The following is a 19765-nucleotide window of genomic DNA, read 5'->3' as shown; positions in this document are numbered from 1 at the left end:
GCACGTGGATCCGTTGGCCGACATGGGCGGCGCACCGGGGTGGGGCCCCGTCACGGCGCCTACCCCGGACGAGCCGCCGTTCGCCGAGCCGTGGGAGGGCCGGAGTTTCGCGATGACGGTCCTGACCATGGGCCGCATCTCGGGACGCAACCTCGACGCGTTCCGCTACGCGCTCGAACGGCTCGACCCGGTGTCCTACCTCGCCGACGGCTACTACGGCCGCTGGCTCAACGCCGCCGAGCTCATGCTGCAGGACTCGAGGATCCTGGCACCGGGCGCGGTCGACGCCCGGGCCCGGCGGCTGGCCGGCGAGGACGTCGAGGAGCCGGAGTTCCCCGAGCCGGAGAAGCCCGACTACGCCCCGAGCGGCCCGGGCTCGCTGCGCGAGGTCGAGGGCCCGCCGCGGTTCGCCGCGGGCGACGCGGTGCGGACGACGACCAGCCCGCGCCCGCAGGGGCCCTCGAAGCTGCCCGGCTACGTGCGCGGCCGGCGGGGCACGGTCACGGCCGTGCGGCCGGGACACCTGCTGCCCGACACCCACGCGGTGTTCCAGGGCGAGAACCCGCAGTACGTCTACACGGTGGGGTTCGACTCCGCCGAGCTCTTCGGGGACGACGCGGAGCCGTCCACCGTGCACGTGGACCTGTTCGAGTCGTACCTGGAGAGTGACCGGTGACCGACGCCCCCGCCCGTCGTCCCGAGCCCGCCCGGCGCACGGAGGCGCTGGAGTCGCTGCTGGTCGAGCGCGGGCTGATCGACCCCGCGGTGATGGACAAGTTCATCAAGACCTACGAGCAGGACGTCGGTCCCCTCAACGGGGCGAAGGTCGTCGCGAGGGCGTGGACCGATCCGGAGTACCGGGAGCGCCTGCTCGCCGAGGGCACCGCGGCGATCAAGGAGCTCGGATTCGCCGGCCCGCAGGGCGAGCACATCGTGGTGCTCGAGCAGACCGATGAGGTCCACCACGTCGTCGTCTGCACGCTGTGCTCCTGCTACCCGTGGCCGGTGCTCGGCCTGCCGCCGAGCTGGTACAAGGACCCCGCCTACCGTGCCCGGGTCGTGCGCGAGCCCCGCGCGGTGCTGCGCGAGATGGGCTGCGAGGTGCCGGAGGGCAAGAAGATCGAGGTGTGGGACTCCTCGTCCGAGGTGCGCTACCTGGTCCTGCCCCAGCAGCCGGCGGGCACCGAGGGCTGGGATGCCGAGGCCCTCACCCCGCTCGTCACCCGCGACGCGATGGTCGGCGTGGCGACGGTGACCTCCCCAACCGAGGCCGGGCCGTGACGCAGGCCGTGACCAGCGTGCTGGACACCGCCGGCCCGGCCGCCCCGCCGCGCAGCAACGGCGAGCTGGTCTTCGGTGAGCCCTGGGAGAGCCGCGCCTTCGGCATGGCGGTGACCCTCGCCGACGCCGGCGCGTTCACGTGGGACGACTTCCGCGACCGGCTCGTCGCGCGCATCGGGGCCTGGGAGGCCGAGCACGGGCTCGACGACCCGACCTTCCGGTACTACGCCTGCTGGCTCGACGCCCTCGAGGACGTGCTCGTCGACCGCGGCGCGATCGGGGACGCGGACGTCACCGAGCGCTCCGTCGCCTTCGCCGCCCGCCCCGCGGGTCACGACCACCGCGACGACGGCCACGGCCACGGCCACTAGTCATCGGGCCGCCCGCGCGGCGCCCGCCCGCACCTCCTCGTACACCGCGAGGTGCCGGCGGGCGCTGGCCGCCCAGGTCCACCGCGCCACGGTCCTGCGCCCGCCCTCGCGCAGCCGCCGGCGCAGGGCCCGGTCGGCGTACATCTCCTGCATCGCGCGGGCGAGCGCCGTGGCGTCACCGGTGGCCGGCATGAGCGCGTCGTAGCGGTTCATCAGGTACTCGCGGAACACCGGGAGGTCGCCGGCGATCACCGGCAGGTCGGCGGCCATCGCCTCGAGCACCGCGAGTCCCCAGCCCTCCTGCAGCGACGGGAAGCACAGGGCGTCCGCGCTGCGGTACCAGGCGCCGAGGTCGGCCTCGGACAGCGTGCCGAGCAGCACGACGTCGCGCCCGAGCTCCAGGCCGAGCTCGGGCAGGCGGGCGAGGGTCTCGGTGCGGTAGGCCGCGTAGTCGCGGAACGAGTGCCCGCCGACGATCGCGAGCATCGGCGGGTGCGGCATGCGCGCGCACAGCCGGGCCAGGGCCTCGAACGCGACGTGCGTCCCCTTGCGTGGCTCGACCCCGCCGACGCCCAGGAAGAGGAAGCGGTCCTGCGCGCCGATCGAGGCGCGCAGCTCGGCGATGCGCCCGGGTGTCACCGGGGGGAAGCGGTCGGGGTCGACGCCGTTGGGCACGACCGTCGTCTCCCGCCCGTGCTCGTCGCGCAGGATCCGGCGCCACTGCTCGCTGACCACCAGCACGCGGTCGGGCTCGCGGATCGCCGCGCGCTGGCAGTCGATCAGCGCCCGGGTGGTGAAGTCGTCGACGTGGTGGACGGTGCGCACCACCGACACCGGCGCGCCCGCGTCCCGGACCCGGGCGGCCGCCCGCGCGGCGATGCAGTCCTGGGTGTGCAGCACGTCGAACCGCGAGGCCATGTCGCCCAGCGCGCCGGAGAGCAGGTCGATCGAGGCGAACACCCGGTCGGACAGCGAGCCGCCCCGCGGCGGAGCCGGCAGCACGGTGCACGGCACGGTGGTCGGGCGGAAGAGCCCGGCCGCCGGGTCGCCCTGGGTGACGACGTGCACCGCCTGTCCGGCGGCCTGCAGGGCCTCGGCGAGGGCGAGGGTGTGCACCATCCCGCCACGCGGCGACGTCGAGTGCGTGACGAGGGCGAGCTCGGTCACCGCGCCCGCTCCGCGGCCTGCGCCGGCAGCGCCGTGAGTTCAACGATGCCCGGCTCGCGCCGGGCGATCGCCGCCGCCGCGAGGGCCGCTCGCGCGGCCGTCCCGGTGACGACGCACCCGGCGTCGCGGAACGCGCGGCGCTGGGCCTCGAGGTCCTGCGGGTCGCCCTCGGTGCCGAGCACGTAGACCACGACCCGCGGCCCGCCGCCCGTGGTGATGCGCGCGCACTCGCCCGCGAGCGCGGCCGCGGGATCGGGGTGCGCGCCGTAGCCGAGCACGACGTCGAGCACGATCGCCGCGACGTCGGGGTCGCGGCCCTGCTCGCGCAGGTGCTCCAGACGGGCCTCGGGGTCGATCATCGGGTGCGGCCGGCCCTGGGTGTACTCCTCCTCGCCGAGGTCGAGGCACACGTGGCTGCCCGGCGGCGCGGGCACCGCGAGGTCGTGATCGAGCGGGGTGTTCGACCACACCGGGCCGAGCACCCGGTCCAGCACGACCAGCGACTCGTAGCAGAGCGTGCCCCCGGAGTAGAGCCCGCGCACCAGCGTGCGCTCCGGCCCGATCGCCGCGATCGCCTCCTCGACCTGCGCGCGCAGCCCCGCGGCCGGGTCGGGCGCCGGGCGCCCGAGGACCCCGAGCGTGGCCAGCGCTCCCGCCTCGAGCGTCGGGGCCTGGACCACGGTCACCGGCGCGCCGAGCGACTCGTCCATCCCGATGAGGGCCGCGACCAGGGGCGTGTCCCCGGCCTCGGCCACGACGGCGCGGGCGACGTCGGGGTCCGGCGGCTTGGAGACGAGCAGGATCGCGTCGGTGGCCGGGTCCGCGGCCAGCGTGCGCACCGCGAGCCGGCCCATGAGCCCGCGCACGCGCGCGGAGAGGTCGCGCCCGCCCAGGCCGATCACCTGGGTCACGCCGACGCCGTGGCGATCGAGCAGCGACGCGACCTCCTGGGCGCCGGTGCCCGCTGCGGCGACCACACCGACCGCTCCCGTGCGCTGCGCCACCGGCGCCACCACGTTGGCGAACCCCAGGCACGTGTGGCCGAGCATGGCCGTGCCCGCCCCCGGCCCCATGACGAGCCGGCCGAGCGCCGCCGCCCGCGTCTTGAGCTCGACCTCGTCGTCGAGCGACACGTTGTCGCTGAACAGCAGCACGTCGAGCCCGGCACCCAGGGCCTGGTGGGTCTCCAGGGCGGCGTAGTCGCCCGGCACCGAGATCACCGCGACGTTGCTCGTGGCCTGCCGCCCGACGGCCTCGGCCAGCGAGCGCGGGTCGGGCTCGGCGAGCCCGGCCCCGCCGGCGGCCGTGCGCGGGGCGAACGCCGCCGCGCGTCCCGCCTCCTGGGCGGCGTCGCGGGCCGCGTCGGTGTCGGCCCGCACGGCGAGGAACAGGTCGCCCGGGCCGGCGCCGTCCCAGTCGGCCGGGTCGAAGCCCTCGTCGCGCAGCGTCGCGAGGTTGGCCTCGGTGGCCATCGCGACCGCCGCCCAGTCGACGCCGGGCACCTCGCGCATGGCGCGCGTGCCCGAGAGCTGCACGACCGAGTCGAGGTAGGTGTCCGGGAACAGGAGCACGGCCGCGCTCGTCGAGGGGGTCATCGCACGCCCGCCACGATCCGCGTGCCGGTGCGTTCCGTGCCGTAGGCGTCGCCCAGGTCCAGCGACGGCCCCGCGCGGTCGGCCGTCGTGATCACCGCCGTGCGGCCGCCCTCGCGGATGAACCGCACGGCCGCCCGGACCTTCGGGCCCATGCTGCCGTCGGGGAACTGGCCGTCCTCGAGGTGCTTCGCGGCCTCGTCGACGGTCATCTCGTCGATCGCCCGGCGGTCCGGGGTGTCGAAGTCGACGAACACCTTCTCGGTGTCGGTGACCAGCACCAGCGCGTCGGCGTTCACCGACGCGGCCAGGCGCTGGGCGGTGAAGTCCTTGTCGATGACGGCGTCGATGCCCTCGAGGCCGTGGTCGCCCGCGATCACCGGGATGCCGCCGCCCCCGCCCGCGACGACGATCATGTGCTGCTCGATGAGCGCGCGGACGGCGTCGACCTCGACGATCCCGACCGGCTTGGGCGAGGGGACGACGCGGCGGTGACCGCGCTCGCCGTCGCGCACCATGTCCCAGCCGCGCTCCCGGACGAGGTCGGCCGCCTGGTCGCGGGTGAAGTACGGCCCGACCGGCTTGCTCGGGCGCTCGAAGGCGGGGTCGGTGGGGTCGACCATGACGTGGGTGACCACCGAGACGACGCCGGGCAGCCGCCCGCGCCCCTCCGCGAGCAGCGCGAGGCTCAGCAGGCTGCCGAGCTGGCCCTGGGTCATCGAGTTGACGCAGAACAGCGGCAGCGCGGGGACGATCGACGCCGCCTCGTCCTGCTGGATGGCGAGGTTGCCGACCTGGGGCCCGTTGCCGTGGACGAGCACGACGTTCCACCCGGCGTCGCGCAGCGCGCAGACCGCACGGGCCATGTCGTGCGCGTTGGCGGCCTGCTCGGCGTAGGTCCCGGCCTGGCCGCCCCGGGTGATGGCGTTCCCGCCGAGGGCGACCACTGCGGTCCTGGGCATCTGTGGATCACTCCCGGGGTCGCGGGTGGCGGGGCGCCGTCTCCATGATGAGCACGGTCCGTCTACTATAGTGGACATCATGAGCGGTCCGTCGCCCTCCGCGGAAGGGGCCACCGGGAGCACCGCGCTCGAGCGGGCGCGGGCACGGTGGCGCGCGACCGGCGACCGGGTGTGGTCGATCGCCGTCGTCGACGGCGAGGAGTACCGGCGCGTCGCCGGGCTCGTCGGCGGCGTGCTCGAGCGCGTGCGCGCGTGCACGCCGACGGTCGAGAGCCTGCTCGCCCTCGACGCCGACCCGACCCCGCTGCTCGGTCCCGACGGCGACCGCCGGGTGCTCGAGGCCGCCCTGGCCGTGCGCGGCGACGAGCTGATCGCCGCGCGGGCGCGCGACCGGCGGATCGCCGCGATCGCGGCGGCGCGGGCGGCCGGCGAGACGTGGGTGGTGCTCGACGAGACGGCGGGGTCGTCGCAGCGCACGGTCGAGATGCACCTCGCGACGGGGCTCGCGCTGGTCGCGACGGCGGACCCGTACGCGGGCGACGAGCCCTACGCGCTGGGCGAGGTGGTCCTCGACGCGGCGACCGGCGACCCCCTGGCGGGCGAGGCGGACGACGAGGGCGCGGAGACCGCCTTCGCCGACGCGGCCGCGTGGCGGGCCGAGCGCGCGCGCCGCCGTGCCGAGATCGGGTCCCTTGACGGCGGCGACACGATGCTTTCCGATAAGAGACGGCCGTAGCTTTTCGTCAACGTAGGGCGGGTGGGGCATGACCGGCGTGGTGGACCCGGGGTCGCTGACCGCGGACGTGCCCGACCCGGCGGCGATCGCGTCGGTCATCGTGGCCGTGCAGAGCGCCGGCATCCGTCTCGAGACGGCCGTGGAGACCCGCACGGGCGGGGCCGGGCCCACCGACGCCGGCATGCTGTGGATCGAGGGCTTCCCGGTCACCGTGCCGACCAGCAGCGGCTCGCCGTACGTGCTGCGCGCCGAGGACAACGGCGCCCAGGGGCTCTACCGCGACGACGTGCGGCTCGCGTCGGTCACCGGCGCGCGGCGCCCCCGCTTCTACGACCGCACCACCGCCGACGGCACCCCGTACTGGAAGATCGCCCTGCTGCACCTGGACTCGCTGGCGAGCACGGTCGTGCAGGCGTGCAACTACTGGAACACCGCCGACCAGTGCGCCTTCTGCGGGATCGGGGTCTCGCTCGACGCCGGGTCCACCGTGGCCCGGAAGACGCCCGAGCAGCTCGCCGAGGTCGCCGTCGCGGCGAAGGAGCTCGACGGCGCCGTCGACGCCACGCTGACCACCGGCAGCTCCGTCGCCGCCGACCGCGGCGCCCGCTACGTCGCGCGGTGCGGCCGCGCCGTCAAGGACGCCGCGGGGCTGCCCGTCGAGATCCAGTTCGAGCCGCCGCGTGACCTCGCGATCCTCGACGAGGTCCACGGCACCGGCGGGGCCGACGCGGTGGGCATCCACGTCGAGACGTTCGACCCCGCGGTGCTCGCCCGCGTCGCACCGGGCAAGGCGCGCACCGGCCTGGACACCTACTACCGCACCTGGGAGCGCGCGGTCGCGCTGTGGGGCCGCGGCCGCGTGTCGACCTACGTCATCCTCGGCATGGGCGAGGACCCGGACCTCACCGTCGAGGGCTGCCGGCGCGCGATCGACATCGGGGTCTACCCCTTCGTGGTGCCGCTGCGCCCGGTCGCCGGGAGCCTGCTCGCCGACGCCACCCCGCCGGACGCGGCGTACACCGACCGCGTGTACCAGAAGGTGGCGGCGTACATGACCGAGCGGAACATGTCGTCGGCGGACGCGGTGGCCGGCTGCGCGCGCTGCCAGGCCTGCTCGGCGCTGAACGCCGTGCAGCCGCTGCTGCAGATCGGGCGCCGCCCGGGGAGCGGGTCGTGACGCGCTCGCTCGCGCGCTCCGTGGTGTGCGCGGTGGCGACCGGCGACGCCGAGCTCGCCGAGCACCACCGGGTGCGCCGCGCGGTGTTCGTCGCCGAGCAGGGCATCTTCACCGGCGACGACCTCGACCCGCACGACGCCCGCGACGACGTGCGGCACGTCGTCGCCCGTGTCGGGGAGACCGTGGTCGGCACCGTCCGGCTCTTCCCGCTCGACCCGGCGACGGGGACCTGGCAGGGCGACCGGCTGGCCGTCCTCGACCGGTGGCGCACGGCGGGCGCGGGCGCGCCGCTGGTGCGCTTCGCGGTGGCGACGGCGGCGGCCGCGGGCGGGCGGCGGATGGTGGCGCACGTCCAGCCCGCCAACCAGCGCTTCTTCGAGCGCCTGGGCTGGGTCGCGCACGGCGCCGAGCAGTACGCCGGCCACCCGCACGTGCTGATGACGATCGGGCTGGGGCCCTCAGCGGGGGACGGCCAGGCGCCCCTGCTCGACGAACCGGCCCCGCAGCTCGGCGGGTAGCCCGGCGGCGATGCGGTCGCGCGCGGGCGTGCGGGTCGAGGGTGCCCCGACCTGCGCGATCACCAGGTCCGAGCGGGTGCGCACGGCGGCGGCCGCCGCCTCCTCGTCACGGTGGAGGTGGGTGAGGGCCAGGGCCTCGTACTTGGTCGAGCGGTAGGCGCGGGCCATCCCGAGCAGCTCCTCGGCCCGGGCCGGCTCCCAGCGCGCCTGCATCTCGACCAGGCGCATGGCCGCGCGCGGGCGGAACGGCAGCGACCGGTCGAGCAGGGGGGCCGCGGCCTCCACCGTCGCGCCGGCGTCGTCGTCCTTGCCGTCGAGGAGCAGGCAGTCGGCGAGGGCGAGCAGCGCGTGCAGCTCCTGCTCCAGCTCGAGGGCGCCGCCGCCGCGGTGGGCGAGGTCGACGGCGACCTCGGCGTGCTCGTAGGCCCGCCGGAGGTCGCCGAGCTCCTGCCACAACCACGATGTGGTGGTCTCGATGCCTGCGCGGTAGTAGCCGACGCCGGCGTCGTCGATGAGCCGCCGGGCGCGGTCGAGGGCGCGCAGGGCGCCGGCGAAGTCACCGGCGTCGCCGCGCGCGAGCCCGCAGAAGAACAGGCTCTGCAGCAGCGTCCGGAACTCGCCGGTGGCCCGGCACAGCGCGACGGCGCGCTCCAGCACCGCACGCGCCTCGGCGAAGCGGTCCATGTGCTGGAGCAGGGCGCCGCGGTAGGCCATCGCCACCGCCCCGAGGGCGTCGTCGGTACCGACGGCGAGCACCTGCTGGTAGGCGTGGGTGGCGCCGGTGTAGTCGCCGTCCCAGTGCCGGACCCGGCCGAGCAGCAGCAGCGAGCTGCGCCGCGCGCCCGGCGCCGCGGCGGCGGACTCGGCGAGGTGCCCGGCCCGCTCGGCGAGGTCGACGGCGGCGAAGGCGTCGCGCGCCCACAGGGCCGTCCAGCCCAGGGCCTCGAGCGCCCGCGCCTCGAGCTCCTCGTCGCCCAGCGCGCGGGCGAGGACCAGGGCGGCGTCGTGGTCGGCGTGCGCCTCGTCGAACCGGCCGAGGTCGCAGCGCACCTGCCCCCGGCGCAGCAGCACCGTCGTGCGCAGGGCGACGTCGCCCGCCCGCTGCGCGCTCGCCAGTGCCGAGGTGAGCAGGCGCTCGGCCTCGAGGTGGGCGAACGAGAGGTGCGCGGCGTCGGCGGCCCCGAGCCACCCCCGCGCCGCGGCGGCGTGGTCGCCGGCGGCGCTGTGGTGCCCTGCCGCCGCCTCCGGCCGGTCGGCGAGCAGCTCCGCCGCGCGCCGGTGGCGGCTCACGCGTACCGGGAGCTCCGCGCGGGCGTAGGCGACGGCGCGGACGATGTCGTTGGCGAAGCGGTAGCGCCCGCCGTCGGGCGCGAGGAGCCCCGCCCGCACCGCGCGCTCGGCGCGCCGCGCGCACTCCTCGGGGCCCACGCCCGCCAGGGCGGACGCGTCGTCGAGGGAGAACGACGACCCGAGCACGGCGGCCTGGCCGAGCAGGACCGTGACGTCCTCGGCGGTGTCGTCGAGGCGGCGGTCGAGCAGGTCGTGGAGCGTGCCGGGGACCACCGGGCCCGCCCCGGCCCCGGGCGCCGGTCCGGGGTGGCGCAGCAGCTCGCCGACCAGCAACGGGGAGCCGCCGGTCCACGCGAAGAACGCGTCCGGGTCGTACCCGCGGCCGGAAGCCACGAGCAGCGCGGTCACCGCCCGCTGCGGGAGCGGCCCGACCGTCAGGTGGGTGGCGACGTCGAGCAGGCCCTCGGCGGCGCCGCGCTCCTCGGCGGAACGCTCGACGGCCAGCACGAGGACCCGGCGCGCGGCCAGGCGCGTCGCGAGCACGTGCAGGGCCTCGACGGTCGTCTGGCCCGCGTGGTGCAGGTCCTCGACGACGAGCAGCACCGGGTGGACCTCCGCGCTGCGCCCGAACAGCTCGGCGAGCGCGAGCAGGGTCCGCCGACGACCCAGCTCGTCGGCGGCCCGGCGGGTGCCGTCCCCGCCGCGCCCGGCGAGCTCGGGGACCAGCTCGCCGAGGGCCTCGGCCTCGGCCGGGCCGAGCAGGGGCGTACCCCCGTCACCCCCCTGTCGGCCGGTCAGTGCCCGGGCCGCCTCGGCCAGCGGCTGCAGGTACAGCGACCGCTCGGCCTCGTAGCAGCGGACCTCCACCACCGTGCCGCCCGCCGCCCGCGCCTCGCCGGCGAGCACCCGCGCGAGCGCGCTCTTGCCGATGCCCGCCTCGCCGGTGACGAGGACGAGACCTCCGTGGCCGCGCGTCGCCGCCGACCACGCCCGACGGAGCTGGGCGAGCTCGGGATCGCGCCCGTGGACGGCCGTCCCCGGCGCGTCGGCGCGGTCGTCCCGGTGCAGCAACGAGCGGTAGATCTCCTGGGTCGCCGGGGAGGGGTCGGCGCCGAGCTCCTCGGACAGCGCACGGCGCAGCTGCTCGTAGGCGGCGAGCGCGGCGCCGTCGGCGCCTTGGCGGATGTGGGCGCGCATGAGGGCGCGGCAGGCGGGCTCGTCGAGGGCGTCGGCGGCCAGGGCCCGCCCGGCGAGGTCGATGGCCGTGCGGTCCTCGCCGAGGGCGAGGGCGGCGGTCCAGTGGCACGAGCGGGCGCGCGAGAGCGTCAGGGCCACGAGGCGGCGGATCTCCTCGGCCCACGGCGCGTCGGGCTCGCCGACCAGCGCGGTCCCGCGCCCGAGGAGGTCCTCCGCGGCCTGCGCACCCGTGACCGCTCGCAGGACCATGCCGCGCTCGAGGTCGCGCTCGGCCTCCTCGACCAGCGCGAGGCCCTCGTGCACGTCGACGGTGGTGGTGGCGTCGCGGACCAGGCGGTAGCCGCCCGGGTCGCCCTCGATCCGCGCGCGGCCCACGGCCCGGCGCAGCCGGCTGACCAGCGCGGCGAGGTTCCGGCCGGCTCGGTCGGGCGGGCCGTCGGGCCAGAGCGCGCCCACGAGGGTGTCGGCGGGCACGAAGCGGCCCTGGTGGGCGGCCAGCACGACCAGCAGCCGCTGGGCGCGGCCGTGGGGCACCGTTGCCGGGGCGCGCTCGTCCACGCCCTCGACCGCGAACCGGCCGACGAGCCGGATCCGCAGGCCGCCCGTGGTCATCACCGGGTGATGCTACGACCGGCGGGATGGTCGCGGTCACACATCGCGGCCGGAGGCCCACGTCGGGTGCCGGGCGCGGTTGGACGCCCCCGATCCGGACACCCCGCGTGCGTGGGCGTGGATGCTGGTGGTGTGGACGGCGAGGGTCTCCGGGACGGGTTGTTCGGTCCGACGTCGGTGACGTGGCGGGTGCAGCTCGAGCCCGTGCTGTGGGTCGCGGGCATGCGGGCGCTGCTGCTGCAGTCACTGCACCCGCAGGTCATGCGCGCGACCTACCAGAACTCGGCGCTGTTCGACCCGAAGAAGGCCTGGCCGCGGTTCCAGCGCACGGTCGGGTTCGTCGGCACGCGCACGTTCGGCTCGACGGCCGACGTGGAGAACGCCGCGAGCCGGGTGCGCCGCCTGCACGCCTCGCTGCGCGGCCGGGACGCCGACGGTTCGGTGATCGCCCTCGACGACCCCGAGAACCTGCTCTGGGTGCACAACGCCGAGATCGACTCGTACGTCTCCGTGGCGCGCCGGGCCGGGGTGGTCGACGACGCCGAGGCGGACGCCTACGTCGCCGAGAGCGTGCGGGCCGCCGAGGTCGTCGGCCTGGACCCGGCGATCGTGCCGGCGTCGCGGGCCGAGCTCGCCGCCTATTTCGACCGCCTCCGCCCGCAGCTGCGGCTCACCGACGAGGCCCGCCACGGCGTCGGCGGACTGCTGACCCCGCAGCCGAGCGCGCCGACGGGCATCGCCGTGACGCTCTCGTCGATCGCCGCGATCTCGTTCGCCACGCTGCCCCGCTGGGCGCGCAGGATGTACGGGCTGCCGGGCCTGCCCACCACCGACCTCGGCGTCACCCTCGCCCTGCGGGCGCTCTACAAGGCCACGACGATCCTGCCCGACATCCCCGCCCCGCCGGACGTCGCCCGCGCCCGCCGCCTCGTCCGCGAGGCCCGCGCCGCGGGCTGAGGCTCGGGCGGCCGTCACCCCGCCGGCACGGCCACGACGACGAGACCGTCGAGCTCCGGCAGGTCGCCCGGGTTCGCGGTGTACAGCGGCATCGCGCGGGAGAGGGCGACGGCGGCGATCATCGCGTCGTAGCTGCGCGCCTGCGGCGTGCGCCCCGCCCCGCGCAGCGCGGCCGCGACCCGGCCGAAGGCGCGCGCGGCGGCGGCGTCGAAGGGCAGCGGGTCGAAGTCGGCCTCCGCCTGCTGGAGCACCGCCTGCCGGGCCGCGCGCTCGGCCTCGGTGCGCGCGACGAGCGGGCCCACCGAGAGCTCGGCGAGCGTGACGGCGGAGATCCAGGGCGTGCGCGGCAGCAGCGCCGGGTCCCGCAGGCGCGGGAGGGCGATCACCGCGCTGGTGTCGAGCAGGCCGTCGGCGTCGGCCGCGGCGGTCACAGCGACGGGTCGGCGACGCCGTCGACGTCCGCGCGGAAGGCCGCGGGATCGAGCACGGGCAACGCCTGCCACCGCGTGAGCAGCGCCTCGCGCGTCAGACGCGGGCGGGGGAGCGGTCGGAGCTCACCGACCGGCTCGCCGTCGCGGGTGACCGTGAGCGACTCGCCGGCGGCGACGCGGGCGAGCACCTCGCCGCCCGCGTTGCGGAGCTCGCGGATCGTGACGTCGTCCACGCCACACAGCGTATCACCGGTGAGACACCCCGATTCGGCGGGCGGTGGGCGAGAATCGACCCGTTCCCGACCCTCGCCGAGGAGGTCCCGTGGCCGTGACCGAGGCCTACATCGTCGACGCCGTCCGCTCGCCGGTCGGGACGCGCAAGGGCGCGCTGGCCGACGTGCACCCCGCCGACCTCGGCGCGCACGCGCTGACCGCCCTGGTGGAGCGCACCGGCATCGACCCCGGCGCCGTCGAGGACGTCCTCATGGGCTGCGTGAGCCAGCTCGGTCCGCAGGCCGGGGTCATCGGGCGCACGGCCTGGCTCTCGGCCGGCTTCCCCGAGCACGTCCCGGGCGTGACGATCAACCGCGCCTGCGGGTCGTCGCAGCAGGCGCTGCACTTCGCCGCGCAGGCCGTGCTCTCGGGCACGCAGGACCTCGTCATCGCCGCGGGCGTGGAGAACATGGCGATCGTCCCCATCGACGCCAACGCCGCCGTCCTCGAGAAGATGGGCACGCGGCGCGAGGGCCCGGGCTGGATCGGGCGCTACGGCGAGCAGGAGATCAGCCAGTTCCGCGGCGCGCAGCTCATCGCCGAGAAGTGGGGCCTGCGCCGCCCGCAGCTCGAGGAGTTCGCCGTCGAGAGCCACCGCCGCGCGGCGCGGGCCACCGACGAGGGCCGGTTCACGGGCCAGATCGCCCCGCTGAACGGCCTCGACCGCGACGAGGGCATCCGGCCCGACGCGAACGTGGAGAAGATGTCCACGCTGCCCGCGCTGCGCGAGGGCTACGAGCTCACGGCGGCGGTGTCCAGCCAGGTCTCGGTCGGGTCAGCGGCGCTGCTGGTCGCGTCGGAGGCGGCGCTGCACACCCACGGGCTGACGCCGATCGCGAAGATCACGACGCTGTCGGTGGTCGGCGAGGACCCGGTCTTCATGCTCACCGGCCCGATCCCGGCGACCCGCGACGTCCTGCGCCGTGCCGGGCTGACGATCGACGACATCGACCTGTTCGAGTGCAACGAGGCCTTCGCGCCCGTCGTGCTCGCGTGGGCGCAGGAGACCGGCGCGCCGCTCGAGCGCACCAACGTCAACGGCGGCGCCATCGCCATGGGGCACCCGCTCGGCGCGACCGGCGCGGTGCTCGCCACCAAGCTCGTCCACGAGCTGGCGCGCACCGGCGGCACCCGCGGCCTGCAGACGATGTGCGAGGGCGGCGGCCAGTCCAACGCCACGATCATCGAGAGGGTCTGACACCCTCCGGCCCATGGAGCTCACCGACCGCGTCGCCGTCGTCACCGGGGCCGGCGGCGGCATCGGCCGCGCGCTCGTCACGGCCCTGGCCGGGGCGGGGGCACGGGTCGTCGCCACCGACGTCGGGGTCCCGGACGCCCCGATCGCCGCGCTCGCCCGGCCCCTCGACGTCACCGACGCCGACGCCACCGCCGCCCTCGTCGCCGAGGTCGAGCGGGAGATCGGGCCCGTCGACGTCTTCCTCGCCAACGCGGGCGTCGCCGCGGGCACCGACCCGGTGGACACCCCCGACGACGTCTGGGACACCGTCCTCGACGTCAACGTCCGCGCCCACATCGCGGCCGCGAAGGTGCTCCTGCCCGGATGGCTCGAGCGCGGCGAGGGCTACTTCGTCGCGACGGCGTCGGCGGCGGGCCTGCTCACCCAGATCGGCTCGGCGCCCTACGCGGTCAGCAAGCACGCGGCGGTCGCCTTCGCCGAGTGGCTCTCGGTGACCTACGGCGCCCGGGGCGTCCGCGTCAGCACGCTCGCGCCGATGGGCGTGGCGACGGCGATGCTCGACACCGGAGCCGACGAGGGCGGGATGTCCGCCGCTGCAACGGGCGCGGTGCGCGCCGCGGGGGAGGTGCTGAGCCCCGAGGCGGTGGCCGACGCGGTCGTCGCGGGCATCGCGCGCGAGGAGTTCCTCATCCTGCCCCACCCCGAGGTGCTGACCTTCTTCCGCCGCAAGGCCGACGACTACGAGCGCTGGCTCGCCGGGATGCGCCGACTCCAGGACTCCGTCACTCGCTCGGCCGAGTAGGGCGGGGTTTGATGGTGACTTAGGGTCACTGTCATGACGGAGCTGACCCGGCCGTGGCTCGACCGGCTGCTGGTACGCCCGGTCGTCCCCGGGCTGCTCGAGGCCGAGCGCCGCCGGGTGCGACGCAAGCGGGCGGCGGCCGCCGGGTGGCTGGTCCTCGCGATCGCGGCGGTCGCGTGGTGGTGCCTCACGACCGAGTACGCCGCGATCGCGTTCGGGGTCACCGTGGGCGCGGTGGCGATGGCGTGGGGCGAGTGGTTCGTGACGGCGCTCGACGTCGACCGCCTCCGTGCCCTCGACGACGGCCTGCTGGTGCTGCTCGCCGGCCGGGAGCCACGGGAGCCGTGCCCGGCGGTCGAGGTCGAGCTCCTCGACGGCGGTGCCGGGGACACGCTCGTGCGGTGGGACGGCCGCGACGCGGCGCTGTGGACGGCCGACGGGCGGGTGGCCCCGATCCACGGGGGCGTCGCCGGGACGGCCGGCCCGCCGTCGGCGGTGCAGCGCCGGGTCCTCGGGCCGGGCGTCGAGGAGCTGGTCACCACGACCGGCGCGTTCGTCGCCGTCGGCGCCGGGTGGGTCGACGACGTGGGCCGGATCTGGACGCTGCCCCGCGCGGAGGTGCTGGCAGGGCGGGCGGAGGGCACGGTCAGCTGGCCGGCCGACACCGGGCCCGAGGCGTTCGTCGGGCTGCTCGCGGCCGTCGCGCCCCGCCGAACGGCGGCCCCCGGAGCGCGCTCCGGTCCCCGGCACGCGGGCGTGCCGCTGACGCCCCGGCGCGCGGCGGGCTGAGGCCTTCCCGCACGGGCTCCGCGGTGCCACGCTGCGGGCCGTGGCGGACACCCGGTCGATGGCCCGCGAGGAGCGCGCCGAGCTCGCCGACCTCCTGGCGGGCCTCGCGCCCGAGCAGTGGGACGCCCCGACGCTGTGCGCCGGATGGGCGGTGCGCGACGTCGTCGCGCACGTGATCGGCTACGACGCGATGGGCCTCGGCGGGTTCGCCGCGAACCTGGCCGCGTCGGGGTTCCGGCCCGACCGCGCCAACCAGCGCGCCGTCGACGCCCTGCGCGACCACAGCCCCGCGGGCCTCGTCGAGCTCGTGCGCCGCTACGAGACGCCCCACGGCCTGACGGCGATGTTCGGCGGCCGGATCGCGCTGACCGACGGCGCGATCCACCAGCAGGACATCCGCCGCCCGCTGGGCCTGCCGCGCACGATCCCCGCCGACCGGCTGCGCGAGGTGCTCGACTACGCGATGGTTGCCCCGCCCGTCGGGGCGTCGTCGCGCATCCGCGGGCTGCGTCTCGTCGCCACCGACGTCGACTGGAGCCGGGGCAGCGGACCCGAGGTGACCGGGCCGGGGGAGGCGCTGCTCATGGCCGCCGCCGGGCGCGCCGACGCGCTGGACGAGCTCGAGGGGCCGGGGCACGCGACGTTCGCCCGCCGCGTCGCCGGCTGAGGCCTAGGGTCGGTCGGGTGGACGTCCGACTCTGGTTCGACCCGATCTGCCCCTTCTGCTGGATGACCAGCAAGTGGCTGCGCCTCGTCGCCGGGCAGCGCGACCTCGCCATCGAGTGGCGGTTCATCTCGCTGCGGCTGGTCAACGCCGGCGTGGACTACGACGCGCAGTTCCCACCCGAGTACGAGGCGGGCCACCTCGCGGGGCTGCGGGGGCTGCGCGTCGCGGCGCGGACCCGCAAGGAGCACGGGGTCGAGGCCCTCGACCGGCTGCAGTGGGCGTTCGGGAACCACGTCTTCGAGCGGGAGCCCGTGCCCGACACCGCGGCGGCGCGGCAGGAGCAGGGCAGCGACGCGTTCCTGGAGCGGGTGCTCGCGAGCGCCGGCCTGCCCGCCGAGCTCGTCGCGGCGGCGGGCGACACCGCCTGGGACGAGGTCGTGCAGGCCGAGACCGACGAGGCGCTCGCGCTGACCGGCCGCGACGTCGGCACGCCGATCATCCAGGTCGACCCGCCCGCCGGGCTCGCGTTCTTCGGCCCGGTGATCAGCCGGATGCCGACCGAGGAGCAGGCCGGTGAGCTGTGGGACCACGCCGTCGGGCTCGCCCGCTTCCCGGGCTTCGCCGAGCTCAAGCGCAGCCTGCGCGAGCAGCCCCAGCTGCCCTCGTTCGGGGTCGGCACCGACCAGGTCGGCGTCACCGAGGACTGGCACGGCGGCAGCCGCCGCCAGCACCGCTGACCCTCAGTAGACCGAGAGCTGGTAGTCCCCGCGGCCGTCGTCCCAGTCCATCGTGACGAGGTCGCGGGCGCGGGCGGCGCGGGCGAAGGCCAGGAAGTTGGAGAACCCGTAGCGCTTCTCCGAGAACCCCGGCTCGCGCTTGCGCATCTGGTCCTTGAGCCCCGAGAGCTGGGGCGGAGCGCCGGCCTGGTCCTCCAGGTCGCGCACGGTCGTCGCGAAGAGGGCGAACGCCTCGTCCTCGGCCGAGGCGTCCTCGGGGAACGCCACCTCGGGGTCGCCGGCGGCCGTGCCGGGGGCGAGGGTGAGGACGCCGCGGTGCTCGAGGTGGCGCAGCAGCTCACCGAACCCGCGGAAGCCGTGGTCGCCCTCGTCGAACGTGGGGTCCTTGCGCAGGATCGCGCGCTTCAGCGTCGAGGCCCGGACCGGCCCGTCGGTGGCGCGGGCCAGGCCCGAGAGGGTGCTGGTGACGACGGCGGCGAGGTCGGGATCGGACGTCGCGGGGCCGGGGTCCTCGACCTCGGGCTCCGGCTCCACGGGCTCGGGGGCGACGGCCGGGGGGCTCGAGCGGCGGCGGGACGGCCGCGCCGGTACCGGGCGCCCCTCGACCCCGGGCAGGCGGTCGTAGAAGAGGAACTCGTCGCACGCCGCGGGCAGCAGCTTCGACGTCGACGACTGCACGCCGATGCCGATGACGCGCTTGTCCATCTCGCGCAGCTTGTGCATCAGCGGGGTGAAGTCGGAGTCGCCGGTGCCGATGGCGAACGTGGTGACGAAGCCGCGCTCGTAGGCGAGCTCGATCGCGTCGACCGCCATCTTGATGTCGGCCGCGTTCTTGCGGGAGCCGCCGATGCGCTGCGGGATCTCGATCAGCTCGACCTGGGCGCGGGCGAGCAGGCGGCGGTCCTCGTCGAACGCCGACCAGTCGCCGTACGCCCGCCGCGTCACCACCCGGCCCCGCTCGGCCAGCGCGTCGGCGACCGGCCCGAAGTCGAACGGCGACACCCCGAGCCCGTCGCGCGCCCCGATCGCGAGGTTCTCGTAGTCGAGGAACAGGGCGATGCGTTCGTCCTCCGGAGCCACCGGGGCAGCGTAGGCCCTGGGCTGTGCGGACCAGCCGCGGTGACGATTGCGTTGCAGACCTTGCGTGCTCGGATAGTACGTGCTCGGATTGAGGTCGGAGGTGGTCGACCGATGGACCAGAACCTGTTCAACGACATCTGCCGGCAGCAGCTGCAGCTCTCCGGGGTGCACGAGGGCGAGACCGTCGCCGTGCTGACCCGCGGCGCGGAGCGCGGCGAGTACGCCGACGCGTTCCTGTGGGCCGCCCAGCAGCTCGGGGCGTCCACCTTCCACCTGCGCCTGCCGCCGCCCGCGAGCGCGTCGGGGGCCTGGGCCGTGGGCGACTCGGGGCTCGGGGACATCCCGCTGGCCGTCGAGGCGCTGAAGTCGGTCGACATGCTCGTCGACTGCACGTTCCTGCTGTTCTCGCCCGAGCAGTTCGCGATCCAGGACGCCGGCACCCGCATCCTCACCGCGGTCGAACCGCCCGAGCTGCTCGCCCGCCTCATGCCGACCACCGAGCTGCGTGAGCGCGTCGAGTACGGCGCCGACCTGCTGGCCAAGGCGCAGACGATGCGTATCACCAGCCCGGCGGGCACCGACGTCACCTACCGCCTCGGCGTCTACCCGACGATGAGCGAGTACGGCTACACCGACACCCCCGGCCGCTGGGACCACTGGCCGGCGGCGTTCGTGTTCACCGGCGGTGCCGACGACGGCGTCGACGGGCAGATCGTGCTCTCGCCCGGCGACGTGCTGTTGCCGTTCAACACCTACGTCCAGACGCCGGTGACGCTCCGGATCGAGCAGGGGTTCATCCGCGACATCCGCGGCGGTCTCGACGCCGAGCTGCTGTCGTCGTACATCCGGAGCTTCGACGACCCCCGCGGCTACGGCATGAGCCACGTCGGCTGGGGTCTCGACGAGCGCGCGCACTGGCACGGCCTCACCCAGTTCCCGGGCGGCATGGGCATGGAGCTGCGCAGCTTCTACGGCAACGTCATGTTCTCGATCGGCCCGAACAACGAGCTCGGCGGCCCGAACGACACCCCGTGCCACTTCGACATCCCCATGCGCGGCAACTCGCTGTACCTGGACGACGAGCTCGTGGTCGACCAGGGTGAGCTGACCATCCCCGAGATGAAGCCGGTGGCGACGCGGTGACCGATCACCACATCGGGATGATCGTCCCGAGCTCCAACCTCACCATGGAGACCGAGCTGCCGCGGATGCTGGCCGCGCGCGAGCAGGTCCTCCCGGACGACCGGTTCGTCTTCCACGCCGCCCGCGCGCGCATGCAGCACGTGACGCCCGAGCAGCTCAAGGCCATGAACGAGCAGGCGGCCCGCGCCGCCACCGAGCTCGCCGACGCCCGCCCGGACGTCGTCGCCACCGCCTGCCTGGTGGCGATCATGGCCCAGGGGCCGGGGTTCCACTGCACCGCCGAGGACGACATCACGGCCGCGCTGCGCGCCGAGGGCGCCGAGGCACCGGTGATCTCGTCCGCGGGCGCCCTCCTGTCGGGCATCGCCGCGCTGGGGGCGAGGCGCGTTGCGATCGTGACGCCCTACATGAAGCCGCTGACGGCCGCCGTCGTCGCGTACCTGGAGGACGCCGGCGTCGAGGTCGTGGACTCCCTGTCGCTCGAGGTGCCCGACAACCTCGCCGTGGCCCGCCTCGACCCCGCGGACCTGCGCGAGCACCACCGGAAGGTGGACGTGTCGGGCGCCGACGCCCTCGTGCTCTCGGCGTGCGTGCAGATGCCGTCGCTGCCGTCGATCGAGCCGGTGCAGGACGAGGTCGGCATCCCGGTGCTCTCCGCGGCCACGGCGACGACGTTCCGCATCCTGTCGTCGCTGGGGCTGGAGACCCGCGTGCCCGGCGCCGGCGCGCTGCTCGACGGCACCCGCGTCGACCCGGGAGCGCTCACGCGCGTGGCCTGAGTCGCC

General features: G+C 75.9%; 21 protein-coding genes. 14 read left to right on the top strand and 7 right to left on the bottom strand.

What is annotated here, in order from left to right; genetic code table 11:
* Window positions 1-4 precede the first annotated feature (4 nt).
* Genes nthB through ABD994_RS02565 form a run of 3 tightly spaced genes read left to right on the top strand, consistent with a single transcriptional unit; the run spans window position 5 to window position 1652 of the window.
* Window positions 5-676: a nitrile hydratase subunit beta gene (gene nthB, locus ABD994_RS02575; protein ID WP_345410806.1), complete on the top strand. Its 672-nt coding sequence runs from the start codon at window positions 5-7 to the stop codon at window positions 674-676.
* Complete coding sequence (gene nthA, locus ABD994_RS02570) at window positions 673-1281, top strand: nitrile hydratase subunit alpha (RefSeq protein WP_345410805.1); 609 nt, start codon at window positions 673-675, stop codon at window positions 1279-1281. The genes nthB and nthA overlap by 4 nt, the downstream gene beginning before the upstream one ends.
* Window positions 1278-1652 carry a nitrile hydratase accessory protein gene (locus tag ABD994_RS02565; RefSeq protein WP_345410804.1) on the top strand — a complete coding sequence of 125 codons (375 nt, stop codon included), beginning with the start codon at window positions 1278-1280 and terminating at the stop codon, window positions 1650-1652. The genes nthA and ABD994_RS02565 overlap by 4 nt, the downstream gene beginning before the upstream one ends.
* On the opposite strand, the gene ABD994_RS02560 is transcribed toward ABD994_RS02565, so the two are convergent.
* The 3 genes from ABD994_RS02560 to ABD994_RS02550 are packed head-to-tail and all read right to left on the bottom strand — an operon-like array spanning window position 1653 to window position 5373.
* Window positions 1653-2819, bottom strand: coding sequence for an MSMEG_0565 family glycosyltransferase (locus tag ABD994_RS02560; protein WP_345410803.1), 1167 nt, complete (start codon window positions 2817-2819; stop codon window positions 1653-1655).
* The gene (locus ABD994_RS02555; RefSeq protein ID WP_345410802.1) at window positions 2816-4414 is read right to left on the bottom strand and encodes an AllF/FdrA family protein; all 1599 of its coding nucleotides are present in this window, start codon (window positions 4412-4414) and stop codon (window positions 2816-2818) included. The genes ABD994_RS02560 and ABD994_RS02555 overlap by 4 nt, the downstream gene beginning before the upstream one ends.
* Complete coding sequence (locus tag ABD994_RS02550) at window positions 4411-5373, bottom strand: carbamate kinase (protein ID WP_345410801.1); 963 nt, start codon at window positions 5371-5373, stop codon at window positions 4411-4413. The genes ABD994_RS02555 and ABD994_RS02550 overlap by 4 nt, the downstream gene beginning before the upstream one ends.
* A gap of 79 nt (window positions 5374-5452) precedes the next feature.
* Here ABD994_RS02550 and ABD994_RS02545 point away from each other — a divergent pair, with 79 nt between their 5' ends.
* From ABD994_RS02545 to ABD994_RS02535, 3 genes are read left to right on the top strand one after another with little or no spacing between them, the layout of a single operon-like run.
* A complete protein-coding gene (locus tag ABD994_RS02545; RefSeq protein WP_345410800.1) occupies window positions 5453-6109 on the top strand; it encodes a hypothetical protein in 657 nt (218 codons plus the stop codon).
* Between the two features lie 28 nt (window positions 6110-6137).
* Window positions 6138-7286: an MSMEG_0568 family radical SAM protein gene (locus ABD994_RS02540; protein WP_345410799.1), complete on the top strand. Its 1149-nt coding sequence runs from the start codon at window positions 6138-6140 to the stop codon at window positions 7284-7286.
* Window positions 7283-7804, top strand: a complete 522-nt coding sequence (locus ABD994_RS02535) for an MSMEG_0567/Sll0786 family nitrogen starvation N-acetyltransferase (RefSeq protein WP_345410798.1) — start codon at window positions 7283-7285, stop codon at window positions 7802-7804. Before ABD994_RS02540 ends, ABD994_RS02535 begins: the two co-directional genes overlap by 4 nt.
* Here ABD994_RS02535 and ABD994_RS02530 read toward each other — a convergent pair.
* Window positions 7745-10903: an ATP-binding protein gene (locus ABD994_RS02530; protein ID WP_345410946.1), complete on the bottom strand. Its 3159-nt coding sequence runs from the start codon at window positions 10901-10903 to the stop codon at window positions 7745-7747. The genes ABD994_RS02535 and ABD994_RS02530 overlap by 60 nt on opposite strands.
* Before the next feature lie 132 nt (window positions 10904-11035).
* Here ABD994_RS02530 and ABD994_RS02525 point away from each other — a divergent pair, with 132 nt between their 5' ends.
* Complete coding sequence (locus tag ABD994_RS02525; RefSeq protein ID WP_345410797.1) at window positions 11036-11860, top strand: oxygenase MpaB family protein; 825 nt, start codon at window positions 11036-11038, stop codon at window positions 11858-11860.
* A gap of 14 nt (window positions 11861-11874) precedes the next feature.
* Here ABD994_RS02525 and ABD994_RS02520 read toward each other — a convergent pair whose 3' ends face one another.
* Together ABD994_RS02520 and ABD994_RS02515 are read right to left on the bottom strand one after the other, a co-directional pair.
* Window positions 11875-12291, bottom strand: coding sequence for a type II toxin-antitoxin system VapC family toxin (locus ABD994_RS02520; RefSeq protein WP_345410796.1), 417 nt, complete (start codon window positions 12289-12291; stop codon window positions 11875-11877).
* Window positions 12288-12524 carry a type II toxin-antitoxin system Phd/YefM family antitoxin gene (locus tag ABD994_RS02515; RefSeq protein ID WP_345410795.1) on the bottom strand — a complete coding sequence of 79 codons (237 nt, stop codon included), beginning with the start codon at window positions 12522-12524 and terminating at the stop codon, window positions 12288-12290. The genes ABD994_RS02520 and ABD994_RS02515 overlap by 4 nt, the downstream gene beginning before the upstream one ends.
* A 95-nt stretch (window positions 12525-12619) precedes the next feature.
* Here ABD994_RS02515 and ABD994_RS02510 point away from each other — a divergent pair, with 95 nt between their 5' ends.
* The 5 genes from ABD994_RS02510 to ABD994_RS02490 are packed head-to-tail and all read left to right on the top strand — an operon-like array spanning window position 12620 to window position 16757.
* A complete protein-coding gene (locus ABD994_RS02510) occupies window positions 12620-13762 on the top strand; it encodes an acetyl-CoA C-acyltransferase (RefSeq protein ID WP_345410945.1) in 1143 nt (380 codons plus the stop codon).
* Window positions 13763-13775: 13 nt separating this feature from the next.
* Window positions 13776-14564, top strand: a complete 789-nt coding sequence (locus ABD994_RS02505; RefSeq protein WP_345410794.1) for an SDR family oxidoreductase — start codon at window positions 13776-13778, stop codon at window positions 14562-14564.
* Window positions 14565-14597: 33 nt separating this feature from the next.
* Complete coding sequence (locus ABD994_RS02500) at window positions 14598-15353, top strand: hypothetical protein (protein WP_345410793.1); 756 nt, start codon at window positions 14598-14600, stop codon at window positions 15351-15353.
* Between the two features lie 40 nt (window positions 15354-15393).
* Entirely contained in the window at window positions 15394-16020 is a 627-nt protein-coding gene (locus ABD994_RS02495; RefSeq protein WP_345410792.1) for a maleylpyruvate isomerase family mycothiol-dependent enzyme, read from the top strand.
* A gap of 17 nt (window positions 16021-16037) precedes the next feature.
* Window positions 16038-16757, top strand: a complete 720-nt coding sequence (locus ABD994_RS02490; RefSeq protein ID WP_345410791.1) for a mycothiol-dependent nitroreductase Rv2466c family protein — start codon at window positions 16038-16040, stop codon at window positions 16755-16757.
* A gap of 3 nt (window positions 16758-16760) precedes the next feature.
* On the opposite strand, the gene ABD994_RS02485 is transcribed toward ABD994_RS02490, so the two are convergent.
* Window positions 16761-17837 carry an NYN domain-containing protein gene (locus ABD994_RS02485; RefSeq protein ID WP_345410790.1) on the bottom strand — a complete coding sequence of 359 codons (1077 nt, stop codon included), beginning with the start codon at window positions 17835-17837 and terminating at the stop codon, window positions 16761-16763.
* 111 nt (window positions 17838-17948) lie between these two features.
* On the opposite strand from ABD994_RS02485, the gene ABD994_RS02480 reads away from it, so the two are divergent.
* Together ABD994_RS02480 and ABD994_RS02475 are read left to right on the top strand one after the other, a co-directional pair.
* Entirely contained in the window at window positions 17949-18980 is a 1032-nt protein-coding gene (locus ABD994_RS02480; RefSeq protein ID WP_345410789.1) for a 2,5-dihydroxypyridine 5,6-dioxygenase NicX family protein, read from the top strand.
* Window positions 18977-19759: a maleate cis-trans isomerase family protein gene (locus ABD994_RS02475; protein ID WP_345410788.1), complete on the top strand. Its 783-nt coding sequence runs from the start codon at window positions 18977-18979 to the stop codon at window positions 19757-19759. Before ABD994_RS02480 ends, ABD994_RS02475 begins: the two co-directional genes overlap by 4 nt.
* Window positions 19760-19765: the final 6 nt, after the last annotated feature.

The organism is Actinomycetospora chlora, from assembly GCF_039542135.1.
GTDB lineage: Bacteria > Actinomycetota > Actinomycetes > Mycobacteriales > Pseudonocardiaceae > Actinomycetospora > Actinomycetospora chlora.
The sequence above is the reverse complement of the archived record's forward strand: the minus strand, read 5'-3'. Positions and strand labels throughout refer to the sequence as shown.

What these genes read in the sequence shown, in the direction of transcription:
- ABD994_RS02545 (WP_345410800.1), top strand. Translation starts at nt 5,453, where the DNA reads ATGAGCGGTCCGTCGCCCTCCGCGGAAGGGGCCACCGGGAGCACCGCG.
- ABD994_RS02530 (WP_345410946.1), bottom strand. Translation starts at nt 10,903, where the DNA reads ATGACCACGGGCGGCCTGCGGATCCGGCTCGTCGGCCGGTTCGCGGTC.
- ABD994_RS02480 (WP_345410789.1), top strand. Translation starts at nt 17,949, where the DNA reads ATGGACCAGAACCTGTTCAACGACATCTGCCGGCAGCAGCTGCAGCTC.
- ABD994_RS02550 (WP_345410801.1), bottom strand. Translation starts at nt 5,373, where the DNA reads ATGCCCAGGACCGCAGTGGTCGCCCTCGGCGGGAACGCCATCACCCGG.
- ABD994_RS02500 (WP_345410793.1), top strand. Translation starts at nt 14,598, where the DNA reads ATGACGGAGCTGACCCGGCCGTGGCTCGACCGGCTGCTGGTACGCCCG.
- ABD994_RS02555 (WP_345410802.1), bottom strand. Translation starts at nt 4,414, where the DNA reads ATGACCCCCTCGACGAGCGCGGCCGTGCTCCTGTTCCCGGACACCTAC.
- ABD994_RS02505 (WP_345410794.1), top strand. Translation starts at nt 13,776, where the DNA reads ATGGAGCTCACCGACCGCGTCGCCGTCGTCACCGGGGCCGGCGGCGGC.
- ABD994_RS02540 (WP_345410799.1), top strand. Translation starts at nt 6,138, where the DNA reads ATGACCGGCGTGGTGGACCCGGGGTCGCTGACCGCGGACGTGCCCGAC.